Source organism: Bacillus sp. NP157 (assembly GCA_018889975.1).
Classification (GTDB): Bacteria; Pseudomonadota; Gammaproteobacteria; order Xanthomonadales; family Rhodanobacteraceae; genus Luteibacter.
In genome coordinates this window covers 1886417-1903925 of sequence record CP076546.1, presented here as the reverse complement: position 1 = coordinate 1903925, position 17509 = coordinate 1886417, and the positions used below count along the sequence as shown (strand labels likewise).

The 17509-nt window shown below is 62.8% G+C and carries 20 protein-coding genes; 10 read left to right on the top strand and 10 right to left on the bottom strand.

The window, feature by feature from the left end; genetic code table 11:
* Positions 1–455 precede the first annotated feature (455 nt).
* Positions 456–1601, top strand: coding sequence for a DJ-1/PfpI family protein (locus KPL74_08535; protein ID QWT22039.1), 1146 nt, complete (start codon positions 456–458; stop codon positions 1599–1601).
* Positions 1602–1673: 72 nt separating this feature from the next.
* Entirely contained in the window at positions 1674–2483 is an 810-nt protein-coding gene (locus KPL74_08530; GenBank protein ID QWT22038.1) for an AraC family transcriptional regulator, read from the top strand.
* A gap of 473 nt (positions 2484–2956) precedes the next feature.
* Here KPL74_08530 and KPL74_08525 read toward each other — a convergent pair whose 3' ends face one another.
* Both KPL74_08525 and KPL74_08520 read right to left on the bottom strand, forming a co-directional pair.
* Positions 2957–3169 (bottom strand): KTSC domain-containing protein, encoded by a 213-nt coding sequence (locus KPL74_08525; GenBank protein ID QWT22037.1) that lies wholly within the window; start codon positions 3167–3169, stop codon positions 2957–2959.
* 64 nt (positions 3170–3233) lie between these two features.
* Positions 3234–3485 carry a hypothetical protein gene (locus KPL74_08520; GenBank protein ID QWT22036.1) on the bottom strand — a complete coding sequence of 84 codons (252 nt, stop codon included), beginning with the start codon at positions 3483–3485 and terminating at the stop codon, positions 3234–3236.
* Between the two features lie 200 nt (positions 3486–3685).
* Between KPL74_08520 and KPL74_08515 the strand changes: the two genes are divergently transcribed.
* The gene (locus KPL74_08515; GenBank protein ID QWT22035.1) at positions 3686–4516 is read left to right on the top strand and encodes a DUF72 domain-containing protein; all 831 of its coding nucleotides are present in this window, start codon (positions 3686–3688) and stop codon (positions 4514–4516) included.
* A 117-nt stretch (positions 4517–4633) separates the two neighbouring features.
* Here KPL74_08515 and KPL74_08510 read toward each other — a convergent pair whose 3' ends face one another.
* Entirely contained in the window at positions 4634–5233 is a 600-nt protein-coding gene (locus KPL74_08510; protein QWT22034.1) for a beta-ketoacyl synthase chain length factor, read from the bottom strand.
* Positions 5234–5721: 488 nt separating this feature from the next.
* Positions 5722–6225: a hypothetical protein gene (locus tag KPL74_08505; protein QWT22033.1), complete on the bottom strand. Its 504-nt coding sequence runs from the start codon at positions 6223–6225 to the stop codon at positions 5722–5724.
* A 344-nt stretch (positions 6226–6569) separates the two neighbouring features.
* Here KPL74_08505 and KPL74_08500 point away from each other — a divergent pair, with 344 nt between their 5' ends.
* Positions 6570–6704, top strand: coding sequence for a DUF3606 domain-containing protein (locus KPL74_08500; GenBank protein ID QWT22594.1), 135 nt, complete (start codon positions 6570–6572; stop codon positions 6702–6704).
* A 226-nt stretch (positions 6705–6930) separates the two neighbouring features.
* Here the strand turns inward: KPL74_08500 and KPL74_08495 are convergent, their stop codons facing one another.
* The 3 genes from KPL74_08495 to KPL74_08485 are packed head-to-tail and all read right to left on the bottom strand — an operon-like array spanning position 6931 to position 9986.
* Positions 6931–8046, bottom strand: a complete 1116-nt coding sequence (locus KPL74_08495; GenBank protein ID QWT22032.1) for an alpha/beta hydrolase — start codon at positions 8044–8046, stop codon at positions 6931–6933.
* Positions 8047–8058: 12 nt separating this feature from the next.
* Entirely contained in the window at positions 8059–8970 is a 912-nt protein-coding gene (locus KPL74_08490; protein QWT22031.1) for an aldo/keto reductase, read from the bottom strand.
* Positions 8970–9986, bottom strand: coding sequence for an alpha/beta hydrolase (locus KPL74_08485; protein QWT22030.1), 1017 nt, complete (start codon positions 9984–9986; stop codon positions 8970–8972). The genes KPL74_08490 and KPL74_08485 overlap by 1 nt, the downstream gene beginning before the upstream one ends.
* A 252-nt stretch (positions 9987–10238) precedes the next feature.
* Between KPL74_08485 and KPL74_08480 the strand changes: the two genes are divergently transcribed.
* Both KPL74_08480 and KPL74_08475 read left to right on the top strand, forming a co-directional pair.
* Positions 10239–11198 (top strand): GlxA family transcriptional regulator, encoded by a 960-nt coding sequence (locus tag KPL74_08480; protein ID QWT22029.1) that lies wholly within the window; start codon positions 10239–10241, stop codon positions 11196–11198.
* 53 nt (positions 11199–11251) lie between these two features.
* Positions 11252–12205 carry a hypothetical protein gene (locus KPL74_08475; protein QWT22028.1) on the top strand — a complete coding sequence of 318 codons (954 nt, stop codon included), beginning with the start codon at positions 11252–11254 and terminating at the stop codon, positions 12203–12205.
* Positions 12206–12640: 435 nt separating this feature from the next.
* Here the strand turns inward: KPL74_08475 and KPL74_08470 are convergent, their stop codons facing one another.
* Both KPL74_08470 and KPL74_08465 read right to left on the bottom strand, forming a co-directional pair.
* Entirely contained in the window at positions 12641–13072 is a 432-nt protein-coding gene (locus tag KPL74_08470) for a response regulator (protein QWT22027.1), read from the bottom strand.
* Positions 13073–13175: 103 nt separating this feature from the next.
* The gene (locus KPL74_08465) at positions 13176–13553 is read right to left on the bottom strand and encodes a hypothetical protein (protein QWT22026.1); all 378 of its coding nucleotides are present in this window, start codon (positions 13551–13553) and stop codon (positions 13176–13178) included.
* 213 nt (positions 13554–13766) lie between these two features.
* On the opposite strand from KPL74_08465, the gene KPL74_08460 reads away from it, so the two are divergent.
* Positions 13767–14513 (top strand): EAL domain-containing protein, encoded by a 747-nt coding sequence (locus tag KPL74_08460; protein QWT22025.1) that lies wholly within the window; start codon positions 13767–13769, stop codon positions 14511–14513.
* 340 nt (positions 14514–14853) lie between these two features.
* Positions 14854–15057 carry a hypothetical protein gene (locus KPL74_08455; GenBank protein ID QWT22024.1) on the top strand — a complete coding sequence of 68 codons (204 nt, stop codon included), beginning with the start codon at positions 14854–14856 and terminating at the stop codon, positions 15055–15057.
* Positions 15058–15743: 686 nt separating this feature from the next.
* Here KPL74_08455 and KPL74_08450 read toward each other — a convergent pair.
* The gene (locus KPL74_08450) at positions 15744–15920 is read right to left on the bottom strand and encodes a CsbD family protein (protein QWT22023.1); all 177 of its coding nucleotides are present in this window, start codon (positions 15918–15920) and stop codon (positions 15744–15746) included.
* Between the two features lie 408 nt (positions 15921–16328).
* Between KPL74_08450 and KPL74_08445 the strand changes: the two genes are divergently transcribed.
* On the top strand, positions 16329–17003 hold the full coding sequence (locus KPL74_08445; GenBank protein QWT22022.1) for a DUF1275 domain-containing protein: 675 nt from the start codon (positions 16329–16331) through the stop codon (positions 17001–17003).
* Positions 17004–17181: 178 nt separating this feature from the next.
* Positions 17182–17394 carry a hypothetical protein gene (locus KPL74_08440; GenBank protein QWT22021.1) on the top strand — a complete coding sequence of 71 codons (213 nt, stop codon included), beginning with the start codon at positions 17182–17184 and terminating at the stop codon, positions 17392–17394.
* Positions 17395–17509: the final 115 nt, after the last annotated feature.

Genomic DNA, 17509 nt, shown 5'->3' with positions numbered 1-17509 from the left:
GGTCCGCGACAGCCGCCGGAAAACCGGCCCGCGACGATGTCAGACGCCGCGGGCCGGAGTCATCCATGACCAGTAGGGGGCCAAGCCGAGGAGGCGGGATGGCCTGCGATGCTCACGCATGGCCTGTTTAGGGTAGTCGACCGTTTCACCGCTGCCAACCCACGTGCCCCGGGGAGGGTCAGTCGGTGCCGCCAAGGCCGTCAGGCATGGAGGAGCGCGGCTGCATCCCTGTCACACGACGTCAGGTCGGATGGCTATGGCAACCGTCCGCACGAAGGCTCCAGCGCAAACGCGGTCTTCCAGACAACCCCCGCTGCCACGGACGGCGGTCGTCGGGTGTCTTGTCTGGCGCGTTCCGGGATCGTCATGACCTGGCAGGATTTGAATGTACAAAGGCATGGCCGCCCAAGAGGTCCGGACGGGAGAATCGGCTGCCCTCCCACGGTGTGCATGACATGCAACGCTCCTGGTTCGACCGCTCCTGGCCCCGGCTTTCCGGCCTCGTCTGGCTCACCCTCACCGCGTGCAGCGCCGGGGCTCCGCGGCCGCAGTCTCCTTCGGGATACAGCGCTCCAGGCATCCCGCCATTGCAAGCACGCCCCGGCCATCAGCGGCCCCTTATCGCGGTTGTCGCCAACAACCCAGGTGTGGAACTGAGCGATTTGCTTGTGCCCTTCGGGATTCTCTCGCGTGACCCCGGTCTCGATGTCCGGGCTATCGCCATGGACGACGCCGAGGTGTCCACCTTCACCGACATGGGTGCCCCGGGACCGGGTCTGCGCCTGCAAGCGACGGTCAAGGCGTTCGACGGCGCATTTCCCGAAGGTGCTGATGTTGTTGTCGTGCCAGCGCAGGCGTCGGGAGCAGCGCTCATGGCGTGGCTCAGGGAGCAAGCAGGCAAGGGCGCCACCCTCGTCAGCATCTGCAACGGCGGCCTGATTGTTGCGCAAACCGGCCTGTTTGACGGGCGGTCCGCGACCGCGCACTGGTCTACCGAGGACGAACGCAACAGGACCTACCCCGCGATTCACTGGACGCGCAATCGCCGGTTCATGGCAGATGGCCCCTGGATTTCCACGACCGGCGTCAGCGCGGCCGTCCCGGCATCCATCGCGCTCATTGAGGCGTTTCACGGTCGCGCCGAAGCCGGGCGCGTCGCGCATTCACTCGGCGTCAATGACTGGTCGCCCCATCATGATACCCAGGCATTCAAGCCGCGACGCTTGAGCACCGCGTGGCCGCTTGCGACGGTCGCATATGGCAACCGGTGGTGGCACCGCCCCGAGACGATCCGCGTACTCGCCAAGCCAGGCGCCGATGAGGTGAGCCTCGCGCTGACCATCGATGCCTACGCCTCCACCGGCCGGAGCCAGGTCTTCGTCGACACAGGCGGCGCGGCCTCCGTGACGACGAGCCACGGGCTCGCGTTGCTTTCTGGCACCACCCCTGCGAAGCAGGTCGCCGCTCCTGTGGTGGCCCCGGACGAAAAGCCCGCCTCCGCGCTCGATACCGCTTTGGATGGCATCATGCAGCGGTACGGCCGGGCAACAGCCAGGGGCGTTGCACTGGTCTTCGAATATCCTCAACCCGCCCGACCCTGACCAAGCAGGCAGCCTGTGCCGTCCACCTCTCCGCCCCGCTGCATCGTCCTCCTGGCCCACGAGGAGATGAATGTGCTTGACCTGACCGGCCCCATGCAGGCCCTGCATACGGTCAATCGGCTGGATGTCGGGCAGGCGCCACGCTATCAGCTTGTCGTGGCCTCCGAATCTGGCGGTCTGGTGACGACGAGCGCAGGCCTCCAGGTCATGACCGAGGGGCTCGCATCGCTCGAGGGGCGCGACATTGACACCCTCATCGCCCCCGGTGGCTGCCGGGACGAAACGTACCAGGTCTCCGACGCTGTCGCAGCGTGGGTCGCCGCGAATGCATCGCGATGCCGCCGGGTCTGCTCGGTGTGCACGGGTGCGTTTCTTCTCGCGGCGGCCGGGCAACTCGACGGCCGTCGCGCCGCCACACACTGGCAATGGGCCAGCCGTCTGGCAAGCTCGTATCCGGCGCTCCGCGTCGACGCCGACAGCATCTTCGTCAAGGATGGCAACGTCTGGACTTCGGCCGGTGTCACGGCGGGCATCGACCTTACCCTTGCCCTTATCGAGGAAGACCATGGGCACCGCGTGGCGATCGACGTTGCGCGGCAACTCGTGGTGTTCCTCAAGCGATCGGGTGGCCAGTCGCAGTTCAGCACCCCGCTCGCAGCCCAGGCCACCGGCGGCGACACTTTCAACGATCTGCATGCCTGGATGGCGGCGAACCTGACAGAAGACCTGCGTGTGGAACAACTCGCGGCACGCGCCTTCATGGCGCCGCGAACTTTTGCGCGGGTCTATCAAAAACGCATGGGCCGGACTCCGGCCAAAGCAGTGGAAGGACTCCGGGTCGATGCGGCCCGACGATGCTGGACGAGACAACGGAGCCGGTAAAGCGTATTGCCGCACTGACTGGCTTCGGTGATGAGCAGGCCCTGCGCCGCGCCTTTGTGCGACACATGGCTCTCCAGCCGGGCGAATACCGTGAGCGTCCGTCGAGCGGCAGGGTCCGATGAGAACTCGCTTGGACAAGCTGCAATCGCCGGTCCGGCTGAGCCCAAGGCCTCAACCTCTGGCATGCATGGGGCTTCGGGTTGCTCGACAACGCACAAAGCGCGTCGGGGACGCTTTCCTGCCGGCCATTGCCTGCATGGAGCGGAGCTGTCGCGTCCCTGGGAAGACCGCCTCCGCCGTTGGGTCAATGTCCATTGTCAAAAGTCGACAAGCTCCCTCGTTTGGCTGGGTCGGGTGTCTCGCGTGAATCGCGCAGCTGCGCAGGAACACCGGGTCGATGGACGGCTGCCTCCGGGGCATCACCTCCACCCGCCTGTGTCCCTGGGTTGCGCAGTGTCCTTGGGTGGTGCCGTCTAGCGGACGCGCCGGAACGGTTTGATGTCCCGAATCTCGGCGTCGAAGAAGCTGCCGATTGAGGGCGCCGTCATCAGCCGTAAATGCAGCCCCGGCGTGACATCGTCGTAAGCGTAGACCGAACCCGATCGGAACTCGATTTCAAGGATGTGGCAATCCGGGTCGTAGCCGACGGAGGCGAGCACTGACGAGTCGACCGGTTCTCGGCGCACGGCTCAGACTTCTGATGCGCGGCTGGTGCAGCGTCGTCGCTGCAATGCGTCGCCTCGGCCCATGCTACCGGGCCACCACAGCGACGGGCGTGGGAATGCCGTCCCGCTCGACAATCTCCGTGCGCCATCGCCAACTGGTGAATTCCTCGGCGAGTTCCTGACTTGCGGGAAGGCAACTGTGCCCGTCACCTGACTCACGCACCGTCTTGTCGCGGACGGCCATCGCACCGGCAAGCGTCATCGTGGAAGCAACGATGGTCTGGTCGTCATCCCGGACCACGACAAAGTATTCGGCAGCGCGTATTCGTGACTTCATGACTGTCATTCCCTGGCGGCTGACAGGCCGATCGTACCGTCCAACGGACTATCCGACCAGTGCGGAGCAGGGGAGCAGCGAATCCACCAGACGCCTCCGCCAAGGGGCGCCAACGGTGCCGGGCAGCCGCTGCCGCGCGACGGGTGGCAAACGGCTGTATGGCCGTGATGGCCACCTCCTGCTGGACGGCGGCCCCGCCCATGGTCGGCTCTCGCGGCGCGACTTTTTCGGAGGTGTTCCGGGTCGAAGGCGCCTACAATTCCCATCGCGGGTCTTTACCCGCACAGGTTGGATGGCCGGTGCAAGAAACCAAACCACGGGTGGGGTGCGCCGGGTGGTCCCTGCCGCGCCGGGCAGCTCACCTCTTTCCGGTGGAAGGGAGCCACCTCGAACGCTACGCGCAAGTCTTTTCCTGCGTGGAAATCAACTCGTCGTTCTATCGTCAGCACCTTCGGAAAACCTATGTCAGATGGGCACAAAGCGTGCCCGAATCGTTCCGCTTCAGCATCAAAATGCCAAGGTTGATTACCCACACCCACGGGCTTGAGGGATGTGAAAGGGCCTTGGGTACCTTCCTCGACGAAGCGGACGGTCTCGGCGACCGTCTCGGATGCATCCTCGTCCAGCTGCCGCCGGGACTTGAGCTCGCCGTGCCAACAGTGCTCCGGTTCTTCTCCCAACTCCGCAATCGCACGCCTGCACACATCGTGTGCGAACCCCGGCACCGGTCGTGGTTCACGGCACAGGGGCGCGATGTCCTGGACGGCGCCGGAGTATCGCCGGTATGGGCCGACCCCATCCCGGTCGCGGACGCAGAGCCATTTCAGCCAACAGGCATGTTGTACTGCCGCCTCCATGGATCGCCGCGAACATACTACTCATCCTATGGCGACGGGGTCCTAGATGCGATGGCCGCGAAACTGCAAAAAGCGGTTACGCTTGGCGAGCCTGCATGGTGCATTTTTGACAACACCGCCGCCGGACATGCCGTTCCGGATGCGCAAAACCTGATTCGACGGCTTGAACCCTGATGCCCGCATCAAGCACCCGGACTTTTCGCTGACAACATGGACGTCCTGGTCGCCGGTTACCCATGACAGCTAGGTAACGCCCGAAAGGTCGGGCGCGTGCGCCCTGGACGATATCGCCTATGGTCGGGACACTTGGGGGAGGGGAGCGTCAATATGCAGCAGGAACTGGGTGTGAGGTGCAGTTGGAACAGACAGCCCGCGGCCCCGCGTTCCCGTCGGCGCACGAAGGGCGTGCAAGACCTCTTCCGCGGTCGCGTCCGGCCCGTCCCGTCCGCGCCCGAACTCGAGGTTCAGGCGTCGGCATGGACCTTTCCTCTCCGGCGAGATGACCATCGCGGCGGCTAGCGGCGTACTTTCCGGTCGAAGCGCTCTCAGTGACGCTGGAAGCGGGATATCACAGAAAACGTAGAGCACCGGACGGGCTTCGGCAACTGTCAGGACCGCAGCTTCGAGCAGACCTACGCCGAAACTGGCTTCGCCTGCGGTCACTGTCGTGGTGGCCCTGTGGTTGCCTGCCCGCTGCGTCCAAGAGCCGGCGACGCTGACGGTGAGTGTCCGGATAAAGGTCAACGGAGAAAGGTTTCGCGGGGCTGTGCTCAGCGTGTCCATCATTCTGTCGACGGCGTCGGCGTCGCGAGAATGAGTCGAAAAGACAGAGAGCAGCTCTGGCGGCTGCCCAGCCCATCGCCGGCAGGCATCGTCAGCAGCTTCGAGCACCGTGCGTTCGAAGCCCGACGCGCGGCGTCCGTATGAACCGGCTGGCGGGACTGGCGCGGACAGCGCATTCAGAAACACCTGGAGACCGCGAAGGTGAAGCGGGTCCGGTAGACGCCCAGGCACCCAAACTGGCGATGTCAGGTCTGTGAACGTGCGCAAACGTGGCTCCCGATGAGGCCCATAGTGAACCGGTTTGTGCGTCAAGGCATGGCGAAGAAGCCGCCGTCCTCCACCGAGCCCGAGTCCCGACGGATCCCCGGCTTGGTTACCGAGCAGCCATCGGCGGGGCCCGCTGACCTTACTCGATAAAGCGTGCGAACCGGTGGAAACCGGTCATCAACGAGGGCAGGGCGATAACGCATCCATTCGCGCCGAGGGCTTCGGCATGTGATGTCAGCCCGTCATTGCCTCCGTGCCAGACTCACGGAGAACACGGACGAGGTTCTCTCTGCGGTGACGATCCTTGGGGGCGGCAAGTGGCTAAATCGTCATCCGACTGTTGCTCCATACCGCCGGTGTAGAAGTTCGTAAATAACTTCCATCGCACCCGCCTCAGTCGACGCACGGTCGATGGCTGTCAAAGAAGGCAATTCAAGGCTTTCAAAACACTCGCCCGCTTCGTTGACGATTTCAACCGTCAAGATGGTGCCGTCCGTCTTTCGCTCGGCCCGGAACCGCCCGGGCCTGCCGTTTGCATGGACAAACGGCCCTTCCAGGACCCGGCTGCGGCCTGGTCGCATGATTGGCTCGGCAAGGTCCTCGCCAAGAATGACCATTCGAGCCTGGGCACAGACGTCCATCGTCACGTCATCAAGGGTTGGTGAAGTGCCGAGCATGTAAGCCGTTGGGGACTGGTCGCATTGGATGGACGCATGCCACACCCAACGCGCAACGCGCCCATCGAATGCTGCGTTGACCTTTGCCTCGACGGCGTTGCCGCCGCCGTCAATGCAGTGAAAAAGGAGTCGCGCCGGATGCATGGGTCGTGTCATTGGCTTTTCCGGACTGGGAATCCGAACCCCAGGACGAATTCCTCGAGACAGGGCGTCAGGGATAACGCCTGCGGTTTTCGAACCCAACCTCCCACCATGGAAGCGCCATTGCAAGCGCTTTTTCGAGGCAAGGGCTGGAAAAGCCGGATACGTCGCGTCGCACCTGCAATCTTTGAGGAAAAAACGGTGCATTTGATGGGCACAATTATCGTGCCGCTACCGTCTGCCCGCGCGAATATGCGGACGACTGCAAATGTTGTGATTTCACCCATGCTTGGGTCTCAACCGAGACACGTTGCCATGGGTGATGACAAGAGCAACCGCTCCCCGCTGATGCCGAGCATATCAACGAGCACGAAGACTACGAAGTGAAGCACTGGACCATGGAGTCTGGCGTGTCCGAAGACATGCCCCGGGCGCTGGTCAAACGCGCGGGTGTGATGGTCAGGGATGTCCGCGCTGCCTTCCACGATTCATGAAGGGTCGGCCGGGTCATGCGGGGACGCCGGGCACGGGTCCCGGCCCCGCGTGGAAGAGGGGATGATGCATTTGCCGTTGAACGGCCTGACACCGTTGGCTGGCGGTGCCTTCTTTTTTGCCAGCGCGATTTACGTGCCGGCAAACTACAAGACCCGACCGCAAGGGTTATGGGCCGGCGACAAGCCGAGTGGTACGGTAGCCAACGAACCAGCGCAATACGTTCGGCTATGCCAGGCCGCTTGACTGCAGCCATTCGTTCATCACACGGACGACCTCGTCTTTGCGCTCAAGCGGAAGCCAGTGTCCAGCGTTGACGTGGCGGACCGACAGCTTGCTGCAAGCCTCCCCCATCGGTCTGCCAAGGTGCGGGTTTCTGGTGACATCGCAAATAGGGTCCCAGACGCCATTGACGAAGAGGACGGGCTGGGCGACGTGTCCTCCGTTGGGGGCCATGTGGACATATGAGAGATTGGCTTCATCGTTGAGGTACCAGGCGTTCCCCGGCCGGAAGCCGGTGGAGCGGAAGGAATCGACGAGGACATCAAAGTCACGCTCTGGCCATAGAGGTGTGTGCGGAAGCGCCGGAGCACGATGGGCGGGACCGAACCATCCCCCATTCCGGCTGATGGACGCCGACCGATAAATCTTGCCGGCAGACGAAGGGTCACCTGGCTGGTAGATGGCTGAAAGTGTCGATGGGATGTCCGCATCGAAATCGCGGGTGGCGACGTCAAAGTGCGTGAGGTAAAAGCGGTAGTAGTCGAACTGTCCGTCCGGATACTCATCCTCAGGGTAGAGCTTTCGGTCAACAAGAGGACGGAGCGTGTCGAGGGCGAAGGTGTCCGGAAAATAGGGGACCGACAGCAACACCACACCACGGCATCGCTCCGCATGCATCGCTGCAAGCGCGCCTGCCACGGGACTGCCAAGGTCGTGCCCGACCCATACGGCAGTTTTACCGCCCAAGTGGTCGTGGAGCTCAACCATATCCGCCACAATTTCCCGGTATGCGTAGGCACTGCTCGCACGTGGCGCGGACGACCGGCCATATCCCCGCATGTCGGGTGCAATGCATCGCCATCCTGAAGAGGCGAAGGCCTCCATCTGCGCCCGCCACATCAAACCAATCTGGGGCCAACCATGGATAAAGACCATCAACGGTCCATCGGCCGGGCCGGTCTCCCAGTAAAAAGTGCTGTGACGCGCAGTTTTGAGCCGCTGCGGGACAAGGCGAGGGGCGGCTGGCGCATTATCACGCGCTCCAACGACACGGGCGGCCATGATGCTTGCGGCAAGGGTCGCGCTGGTGGTGAGGAAGCGGCGACACGGAGGATTGTGCATGGGGCTATCCCTTCAGCGTGCAATGGTGAGCGGAAATGTTTCTGGGCTGACGACAGCCGGGTCCGGTCCTCCGCGCTCGCCGGAATCAAGCGCACTGATGACTTCGACCTCGTCAAACAGAAGACTGAAGTCGAAGACATCGATGTTTTCGGCAATCCGCGACGCCCTAACCGACTTCGGAATTGGAGACGTCCCGATTTCCAGCTGCCATCGCAAGACAATCTGGGCTGGGGTCTTACGGTACTTCTCGGCGAGCGCGACAACGGAGCGATTTGAAAGCGGGTCGGCGGTTGCTTCGCCGCCCGTTTGCTTCTGCCCGTAGCGATTGATCCCACCAATGGGGGACCACGCCTGCGTAACGATGCCGAGCCGCTCATTGGCCGCACGGACATCCGGCTGATTGAAGAGCGGATGGAGCTCGACCTGGTTTACAGCTGGGACATGACCGGTTTCACGGACAAGCAAGTCGAGGTCCAGGGGGCGGAAATTGCAAACGCCGATGGCTCGAATGCGGCCTTCTGCCATGATGGCCTGTGCTGCCTGATAGGCTTCAATGGTCGCCCCGAAGTTATCGGGAACCGGCCAGTGGACAAGGTACAGGTCGACGTAGTCCGTCCCGAGCGCCTGTACGCTTCGGTCGAAGGCGCGGCGGGTTGCGTCGCGGCCAAAGTCGGTGATCCACACCTTTGTCGTCAGGAAGACATCGGGACGGGCTATCCCGGAGTAGCGCACCGCCTCGCCCACTTCCCGCTCGTTGTTGTAGACCGAGGCGGTGTCAATCAGTCGATAGCCGTGCTCGATGGCGCTTCGCACGGCGCCAACGGTTTCCGCAGGCTCGGCGCGGAAAACGCCAAAGCCGAGCGCCGGCATCGAAACGTCATTGTTCAGAGTAAAGCCGTGGTTTGCATCAATTGCGTGTGGCATCAGCAGTCCTTCCTTGTCGGGAGCTGTCTTACGGTGTGCAGGAATGCCAGGAGGTGCTGATTGACGACGTCTGACGCCTCATGCTGTACCCAATGGCCTACATCTTCGAGTTCGACCATGCCGACGAGGTCAGGTACGCCGACACGCAGCTGTTCCGGCCCTATCGGATAAAGTTCCCGCAACCCGTCCGCCAGTCCCCAGATAAAGTAGGAAGGCTGGATAACGCGTGCTCCCTTCCACGGTGCCGACAGGGCGAAGTAGGGCTCGGCCGCCCGGTAATAATTGAGGCCCCCGTGGAAGCCCGTTCTTTCGAACTCGGCGATGTTGTGGGCGACATAGGCAGGGTCCACCCACGCCGGGAGCGGAGTTGGTGACGGGCGATACAGTGCGCGCGCTCGATTCATGGGGCTCCACCCCGTGCCGGTTGTAGGACGGCCCGAAGCCCAGTAGAGGATTCCCGGAATCGTCACGGCAGCGTTGGCCCAGGTGTCATTCGCCTCGGGCTGGGCCTGCTCGAACATGTAAAAGTCCTCTTCGTGTCCCGCCTGGCGCATGCGGTCAAAGACGCTGGTATCGGACCTCGGAACGTATGGCACGCTCAGAGAGAACACCGCCCTGAAACGGTCCGGACGCATCAGCGCCGCCTGCCACGCGTGCGTCGCGCCCCAGTCGTGGCCGACCAGTACCGCGTCATTGACTCCGAGGGCGTCAAGCAGTCCCACCAGGTCCCCGGTCGTATGCAGGGGCGTGTAAAGCGCCGCATCGCTCGGGGCGGTACTCCGTCCGTAGCCGCGCATGTCTGGAGCGATGGCGCGGTAGCCGGCAGAGGCCACGGCTTCCATCTGGCGTCGCCAGGTGCGCGACGTGTCCGGGAAACCGTGGCAAAAAAGCACGGTCGGGCCCTCACCTTCCTCGGTGACGTGCAAGGTGATGCCGTTGGTCTGGATATCGTAGGTTTTGATGAGGCGCTCCTTGGGTGCGAAAGCCCGTGGGGGGGAGGTATCGGGGTGTGACACGCCACCTGCATGCAGCACGTGGCACCACGTCGGGGGCGTCGTGAGGCAGGGATGGACGAAGAGCCGGCCTTCCCCGCTCAATGCTAGGCGGGCAAAAGGGCTTCAGCAGGTCGCAAATCCGACATTTTCGGCCATGGTGGGCCGTTCTCCGGCCCAGCCCCTTCGGCGGCGCTTTACCCTTCCCATCGTCATGTACAGCGGCGCACCATGGGAGCATCGGGTGACGCAGACCAACGCCATAGAGGAGGCCTCATGCAGCGCATCGCCTACATCGTCGTGCCCAACTTTGGCGTCATCGTGTTTGGCGGACTCGCTGTCTTTGAGCTGACCAACAAGATAGTCAAGAACCCGCACTACGAGATTCATCTGATTTCGGAAAAAGGCGGTTTGGTCCGTAGTTCGCTTGGATACTCCGTGATGACGGACAGCTTCGCCCAAACGGCTGACGCGGGCTTCGACACAGTCATCATCGGCGGGGTGCTCGATGGCGTGTATACGGCGACGCCCGCACTGCTTGAATTTCTCAGAAGTGCGGTGAAGACCACACGACGTGTGGCTTCGATGTGTACCGGTGCCTTTTACCTCGCCAAGGCTGGTGTTCTCGAAGGTCGTCGCGTGACCACGCATTGGGCGCACGCGCGCAAACTGCAAGAGGCCCATCCGGGAGTCCGCGTTGAGGAAGACCGCATTTTCATCGTCGACGGTCCCATCTGGACGTCCGCCGGAATGACGGCAGGCATCGACCTGGCCGTTTCGATGGTCGAGCGCGACCTCGGCGTGGAGACGGCTCGCACGGTTGCCAAACGCATGGTGATGTTCCATCGACGGGCCGGAGGGCAGTTGCAGCACTCGACCCTTCTCGATATCGGGACAAAGACCGACCGCATCCAGACCGCATTGGTCTTTGCGCGGAGCAATCTGAAGGCTCCCCTCACGGTTGAGCGGTTGGCAGAAGTAGCCAACCTGAGCGTCAGGCAGTTCCGGCGTGCGTTTCGGGAGGAGACCGGCCAGTCGCCGGCAAAGGCCATTGAGAACCTGCGTCTGGAACAGGCGCGTCTGATGGTCGAACAGGGCCGTCTGTCGCTCGAAGTCATTGCACGGGAGACCGGATTTGCCGACGTCGACCGGATGCGTCGGGCCTTTGTGCGCACGTTCGGCGCATCTCCACAGGCAATCCGACGCAACGCCCGTATAACGTCGCAATCCGGGTAACGGCCATCGCCTCTCCGTGGACACTCACACTCCCACCATCGACTCGGCAATTCATGAACCCCATTCTCTGTATCACCGCAGCTTTCCTTGGAGTCCTCCCCCTGTTTTCTGTCATCGCCAGTCATGCGCCCGACCGGGTGGGCGAGGCGACAATCGATTACACAAGGCATTTCGACTTTGTATCGAAATTCAATGGCGAGTCGTACCGGGTCAAGGTGTATGTGCCCCAGGGAACGCCGCCGGCCTCCGGCTATCCGACACTTTATGTGCTCGACGGCAATGTCTTCTTTGGTACGTTCGCGAGTGCGGTGTGGAACGAGGCGAAGGCGCTGGAGCTTGAGCAGGCTGTCGTGGTCGGCATCGAGAGTGGTCCTGGGCCAAACAGCGCGGACAGGACACTCGACTTTACCCCTGAAGACCTGACCGCCTATGAGAAGAAGGTGGTGGTGGACCTTGGGCCGGACGCAAAGTTCGGTGGCTACGAGAAATTCATCGACACCATCCAGCGGGAAATCAAGCCCCGTGTCCGGCACATGGTCCCGGTAGACGCAAAGCACCAGACGCTGCTGGGCTGGTCGCTCGGCGGTCAGGCAGTAGTCCACACGATGTTGAAGCACCCGGATTACTTCACGTGCTACGTCGCCATCAGTCCCGCCCTGTGGCGGAGCGACCGCGCCGTCTTTCGGGAGGTCCCAACATTTGAAAAGACTGTCTCAGCCGGGAGCCCTCACGTCAGTCTCTTTATGGGTGTGGGCAGCCGTGAGGAGGAGCTGACCGAAGGCATGAAAAAGTGGCCGGTCGACCAGCACGCTTTCGCTGCCGAGGTGAAGTACGCCCGCATGGTTGGGAATGTCCGGGACTTTACCGCCCTGGTCAAACCATTTTTTGACCAGCACGGAATGGTCTTGGAGACTTGGGTCTTCGACGGACAGACGCACAACACCGTTCCCTGGACCGCGCTAAATCCCGTGCTGGCTTTCGTCCTGCCGGTTGGTCATCCCAAATGAGCCAGGTCTTACTGCGCCGTGGGTCGGCGCCCGGCCAACGGGCATGGCAGCACAGTTCGACTGGGACTGCTTTTGGTCGCACGCAATGGGAAGCGCCACGCTGCTGTGCGTCGCTGCCGCTAGGGGCCAGTGGTATGAGTGGATCGGGGGCCTTTACATCCTTCTCCGGCAAGTGTCTGGCAGCCAAGAACTGGCTGGGGTTCTCCTCGGACCGCGTGGAGGCCATGCCCGACGGATGGTTATTCTCAGCCACCTCCAGCGAACGCCGTCCGAGCGTCGATGTCTTTCATTCGCATCTGCATCATGCATCCTTTCCAGCCAGGCCCGGACTGCCATGTTTCCGAAGACGGGAAAGAAGGGAGCTCCTGCAGGGACGGCCTGGTTGCCATGCACGCGGCATGTGACCGGGCTTGCGCACTCGAGGAAATGGGGGTTTTACGTGCAGGTCAGGCAGGAAGGTGCGGACGGCCGTTGGCAGATCATCCGGGAGTAGTCATACCCGGGTCCTGGCGAGGACATGGGCAAGCCCAAGCAGCACTCCCGCGTCACCGGCTTATGCACAAATGGGAATGTCGAGAACGGGGAGGGCAGGACAGTACGCGGGTGGCCCGACACGAACGCGACGGGAATATCCTTTGCAAGAAGGGCCGTTGCCACGCCAAGCGAATCGCCGCCCTCAATATCGATATCGACGAGCGCAATGTCTGGCCGCTTGTTAACGATGGCTTCGACCGCTTGTTGCTCGGAAGCGGCGATACTGCACACCCGGAATCCGCCGCCCTCCAGGACGAGTTCAAAGACCCCGGAAACTGCAGGGTCATCTTCAACGAGAAGGCAGCGTGGTGCATCGTCAGGCAGGTTGGTCATGGGAGGTCTCTCGCGGGGTTGGCCCACACTCGCCATCGCCCCGTCAAAATGCCGTGTGACCGATGCGGAGGGCGTTTGCGCGAATGTGAGAGAACCCCGTCCGTCAACCGCCCCGGTTGGGCAGCAGGGCGATGTCGATGAAGGTGGCACTTGCCTCTGTGAGTGTACGGACAGGCGTCACCACGGCAACGCTTGCCATCTTCGCATTGATGTCCTGGAAGACCTCGTCCTGGAACAACGCCTCGACCCCGGCCCCTCGGGCCAGGACCGCGACGACCATGATTTCCCCGTTTGTGGCTTCACAGACGATGGGCCGCCGCTCATCGAGAACGCCAAGCTTCCGGGCATGGGTGTGTTGTCTCGCCAGAAGCTCGAGGACTTCCTCACGCTTGCCGTCGGCGGGTTGATACGCCACCACCAGAACTCGCCCCATTGCCATCCCCCACATTTGCCTGGGGAGGATGTTGATTGAGCAGCGCATGCAACTTCAAGCCAATTGCCCAACACGTTTGGCGATGCTTCTGGCAGCCGGGCCACGCAAGGCTCCGGCCCGGAGGAAATGGCGTTCCAAACGTTCCTGCAGGCCATGTCCCCCTGTTGGCTCGTCAGCAACCCGTCTTCACAGATGCAATCGCGCTTCTGTTTAGTCTAGGAAGCATCGGCCGTTACAGGTCGGATGAAGGGGGAAGGGACGATGGGAAAGCCGTTTGCTTGTGGCGCTTGCCGCGACGGGGAGGGGTTCGGTAAGTCAATCACCATGGCCTTCCAGCCGATTGTCGATGTGACAGCCGGGACGGTATTCGCCCATGAGGCACTTGTTCGGGGGTCAGATGGTGCATCGGCGCAAGAGGTGCTGGGCGCTGTGAGCACTGATAACCAGTACGCCTTCGACCAGGCCTGTCGCGTGCGAGCGCTCGAATGCGCGGTCGAGTCCGGTCTTCCGGCATTGGTGTCCATCAACTTCTTGCCCAATGCGGTCTACAACCCCGAGCATTGCCTGCGGGCGACCCTTGCCGCTGCGGAACGGGTCGGTTGGCCCTTGGCCAACATCATCTTCGAAGTGACCGAACACGAGGCCGTTGCTGAACCCGCCCATCTGCTCAACATCCTTCGCACATACCGTGCCCGTGGATTCCAGACCGCCATCGATGATTTTGGCGCGGGGTATGCGGGCCTTAACCTCCTTGCAGATTTCCAGCCCGACTTGCTCAAACTCGACATCGGACTCATCAGGGGCATCGATGGTGATCGGGTTCGCCAGCGCATCGTTGCCCACATGGTTCGGCTCTGCGCGGACCTCGACGTGCGGGTCATCGGCGAAGGGGTAGAAACTGCAGGTGAGTCATCTGCCCTGTCGGACATGGGTGTGGTGCTCCAACAGGGCTATTACTTTGCCCGCCCGTCGACCGGCCCCGCCGTCGTTCCTGATTTCCATCGCTGACGCTGGTCGGTCGTCACGTTGTTGGCTGGCAGACATCGTCCACTGGTACCGGGTCCCGGTTGCCCATGAGTGGGGCGCCAAGAGCTTCCATGGCATCGGCGGCATACGGACCTTCGCAGTGCTGCCCTGCCTTTTGCCTACGCGGCGATGGCGTCCAATCTGGAACGTTGGACAACTTCTGGTTCAAGCGTTTGACGACTGCATCGAGGGGAGGCAGGGCGTCCAAAGCCATACCTTCACAGCCGTGAAGACCCTCACCCCCAAGTAACGTTTGCCACCCGGCGCCATCACGGCAATCGGCGCCCAAATACCTTCCCGACAGCGGTGGAAGAGGTGTGCCATGAACGAGCAAGGGCGCGACAAACAGCAGGGCCAGTCCGGACAGCAAGGCAATCAGTCCGGGCAGGGCAACCAGCCCGACAAGACGCAGCAGCCAGGCCAGGGCGGGCAACCCGGGAAGGACGACGACCAGACGCAACCGGGCAGGGATGACCAGTCCGGCGGCGGACAGAAGGGCAAAGAGCCCGGACAGGGAAACAGGTAAACCGGAGCGCCCGCACATGCGGGCGCTTTTTTCGGCGGGCCAAACAGGGGCCCTGATCCTTGGCAGGTCCTTAGCTCGGCTTCCTTTTGCCGACCGGGTGGGGCCACCAGCGCCTCCGTCGCACGGCAGGCAGCATTTGGGGCCGGCTGGCATTCAGCCAAGTCTGGGCTAAGCGGGCCAATGGCCCCACCGTGACTGCAATACCGAGCAGAGCACGATTTGCCGGTTCCCGGGTGTGGGAGAGGCCCGGGGCTGTACCACGGAATTATCAGCCATGGCCGGGGGCCAGGTCGCCTATACGATTGCGAAGGGCTGTCCGTACTAGGATGCCCGTCCGGGGGATTGCTGATCGGTTTGAGCTGGCAGAAGAGGGCATGGGGCCGCGGGCTTGGCCATGTGGGGAACCGGCATGATGTGCGTGGCGCCGAGCCGCCGCCATGCCCTTGCTATGGGGGCTTTCCTGCCCATCGCATGGCCTGAAGCATGCGTGCCCAGGGCGCCCGTGTATCAGCCCCTCCGGAAAACGATTTAAGGCTACCGCCGGGGTACCTACCCGGTGCCCTCGACGCGCGACACGCTCGTGGCCATGGGCAGCTTTGCCTTGATGATTGCCGCCATTCTAGTGCCTGATTGACCAAAAAAGGGCGCCCGGAGGCGCCCGCATCGTCCGTGATGGGTTCAAGTTGTCATTTGCCTTTGCGGGCGTTGTCGGCGGCCTTGCCGACTTCTTTCTGGACCTTGCCGGCGTTCTTTTCGACGTTGCCGGCGGCTTCCTTGGCGGTATTACCCGTGACCTTGCCGGCCGCTTCCTTTACGGCTCCCTTGACTTCGTGCTTGGCGCCCTCGGTACGGTTCTTGTCCATCTTGCAGCCCTCGGTGGTTGGTGCGCGGACTGTGCGCGGAGACAGGTGGGGGAGGACGTGCAGCCCACGTGGACGGCTTGTTCACCGAAGGTCCCAGTGACCATTGTCACGCGACCGGCAGACGCGGATTTCCTGTCCCCGCCCGGCCCCGACAACGCAAACGCCTGCAAAACGCGCAAGAGATATTGGTTTTTCAAGGGCGCCAGGCCGAAGGCTCGTGATGGCTCGTCGGCGTCGCTCCCTCGTCCGTCTCCACTGGCCCGAATTCGCTTGGCCGTCAGGAGCCAAGGCGGCGCGGGACAGCACGTATCGGGGCATCGGCTTTGCGCATCGCACTGCCGGCCTTTACACCCCGGCTGCGGTTGCACGATGCTCGAAGCCATGAAGACGAGGACGTAGGGGAACTCGATGGTGCCGGTGTTTCCGCGGTGGATTTGGCTCTGGGTCGTCTTGCTTCCCGTTGTCGCAGGCGCGGTCAACGTCACGGCGCTTTTGTTCCTGCAGCACGGCGGCATTACCCATCTGACCGGGTTAACCTCGGAGGCGGCCGCCGCTGTCGGGATTCTGGACGTCCGTCTGGTGGCACGCGCCGGCCTTGTCATTTTCTTGTATTGCCTCGGCTGCGCAGTAAGCGGATACGTCTACCGGTTGCCGCGCTGGGCGCCGACGGTTCGTGCCTCCGTGCTTCTGGCTGGAGAGGCCACGCTCATTGCTGTTGCAGCTGACAGCACGCTGCCGCCTTTGTCTTGCCTGGCGTGCCTTGGCCTCGCGATGGGCGTGCAAAACGGGCTGAGCACGGTATTGTCCGGTGCCGTCGTTCGCACTTCGCATTTGACGGGGATGTTTACCGATGCCGCTGTCGCACTTGGCCAGGCGGCCGGGGGCGCATCCTGGGACCGCCGCCGTGTCGTCCTTTGCATGGCTGTCATATCATCGTTCGTGATGGGCGGTGTGCTGGCCGGCGCCGGGTTCCGCTCCGCCGGACTCGCCGTACTGTGGATGCCGGCCGCGATTGCGGCCTCCACGGCCGCGGTAACCCTCGGTCTCGCGCTGCGGCGCGCGCGGAGACGGCGCGCTGCCTGAAAGCTGCAGGCCTTCCATTCGCGCTCACGTAAAAAAGACCTGAATCCGGCGACCATCAGTTTCGGTGGCACAGCCCTTCCCACCCCCCTGTGTCGCCCGAGCCCCTGCCCATCAGCAGGGGCTTTTTGATGCCGGACAGGTGTAGCAAGAGGGGTGGTCGATGTTATCGGAGTCCGCAATGGCGCATGTGCGCATTTACATCATGTATCCCGCGCAGGGGACCCGTACATGGCATGTGTCGGAAAACGGAAAGGACGGCGAGTCGTATACCGACGGGCTCTCCGCTCTACATGCAGCATGCGATCGGGCGAGGGTCATCGAGACCATCGGTGACGAGGTCACGGTGTTGCAAGAAGACGCGGGCGGCACGTGGCACGTCGTCCGCGAGTGAGGGTGTGGCGGTCGGGAGAAGCCAGGTCTAGCTCTTGCTGGAACCGGCTGCCCTGCGCCATAGCACCGCGAACGCGGTGCGGCCGTCCATTTTCAGACTGTCTTCCGGTGCCGCA